Below are 421 nucleotides of genomic sequence, written 5' to 3'. Positions count from 1 at the left end.
TGTCACACGAAACAGGATTAGATACCCTGGTAGTCCACGCCCTAAACGATGTCAACTAGTTGTTGGGGATTCATACTTCCTTAGTAACGTAGCTAACGCGTGAAGTTGACCGCCTGGGGAGTACGGTCGCAAGATTAAAACTCAAAGGAATTGACGGGGACCCGCACAAGCGGTGGATGATGTGGATTAATTCGATGCAACGCGAAAAACCTTACCTACCCTTGACATGCCAGGAACCCAGCTGAGAGGTGGGAGTGCTCGAAAGAGAAAGTGGACACAGGTGCTGCATGGCTGTCGTCAGCTCGTGTCGTGAGATGTTGGGTTAAGTCCCGCAACGAGCGCAACCCTTGTCTCTAGTTGCTACGAAAGGGCACTCTAGAGAGACTGCCGGTGACAAACCGGAGGAAGGTGGGGATGACGT

Annotated in this window: 1 rRNA gene; it reads left to right on the top strand. The window is 52.0% G+C overall.

Annotated features, from left to right (window positions below):
• Window positions 1-421 (top strand): 16S ribosomal RNA (locus CIL05_RS21595); the annotation flags it as partial.

The sequence above is a fragment of the Virgibacillus profundi genome (assembly GCF_002287375.1).
GTDB classification, from domain to species: domain Bacteria; phylum Bacillota; class Bacilli; order Bacillales; family Amphibacillaceae; genus Virgibacillus_K; species Virgibacillus_K profundi.
Note: the sequence above shows the minus strand (reverse complement) of the source record. Positions and strands in the feature narration are given on the sequence as shown.